Origin of the sequence: uncultured Nocardioides sp., assembly GCF_947488025.1 — a bacterium.
In the GTDB taxonomy this organism is placed as follows: Bacteria; Actinomycetota; Actinomycetes; order Propionibacteriales; family Nocardioidaceae; genus Nocardioides.
This window is the reverse complement of sequence record NZ_CANKYS010000038.1, coordinates 1-981: the sequence shown is the minus strand read 5'-3', so window position 1 is coordinate 981 and position 981 is coordinate 1. Positions and strand designations below refer to the sequence as shown.

Genomic DNA, 981 nt, shown 5'->3' with positions numbered 1-981 from the left:
CTAGGGCGTGTCTCCCAAAGATCGGCGGGGATGGCCGGGATTGTTGACGCATGTCGCGTTCTGCCGTGTTGAACGACGCCCAGTGGGCCCGGATCGAATCGTTGATGCCGTCCTCGGACGGCCAGCGGGGACGGCCCTTTCGTGATCACCGCCAGGTGCTCGAGGGCATCGTCTATCGCTTCCGCACCGGGGTCGCGTGGCGCGACCTCCCCGAGTCCTTCGGGCCGTGGCAGACGATCTGGAAGCGGCACAAGCGGTTCAGCACCGACGGCACCTGGGACAAGATCCACGCCCGCTTAGTCGCCGAAGCCGACGCGTCCGGTGACCTCGACTGGAACGTGTCGGTGGACTCCACGATCAACCGGGCCCATCAACACGCCACCACGCTGAGCCGCGCCGAGGAGCCCGCAGGCCGTCGACCCAAGCCCGCCACGGGGGGCTGACGCAAACTACAAGGACCTCCGTGCTGAGCCGCCTGATCATGCGCTTGGCCGCTCGCGCGGCGGGATGTCGACCAAGATCCACCAACTCGTCGACGGCCACGGACGTCCTCTGGTCGTGGTCCTCACACCGGGACAGGCCGGCGACTCGCCCGTGCTGGCGCCTTTGCTGTCACACCTGGCCGTCGGGCGGCTCGGCCCCGGCCGGCCCAGGACCCGGCCTGACGCGCTGCTCGGCGACAAGGCCTACTCCTCGCGTGCGATCAGAACGCTGCTGCGCAACATGCGGGTCAAGACCGTGATCCCGCAGCCCTCCGACCAGGTCGCCCACCGCAAACGTCGCGGCTCAGCCGGTGGTCGACCACCCGCGTTCGACCCCAAGATCTACAAGGGCCGCAACGTGATCGAGCGGTCCTTCAACGACCACAAGCAGTGGCGCGGCCTGGCCACTCGCTACGACAAGCTAGCCGTCGTCTACCGCGGCGGAGTCGTCCTGCGCGCCATCACGATCTGGCTTCGCCAATAGGGAGACACGCCCTAG

1 pseudogene is annotated in these 981 nt (G+C 68.0%); it reads left to right on the top strand.

Annotated elements, in window-relative coordinates:
• The first annotated feature begins 50 nt into the window (after positions 1 to 50).
• Positions 51 to 966, top strand: a pseudogene (locus Q1B24_RS21785) (IS5 family transposase).
• The last annotated feature ends 15 nt before the right edge of the window (positions 967 to 981 follow it).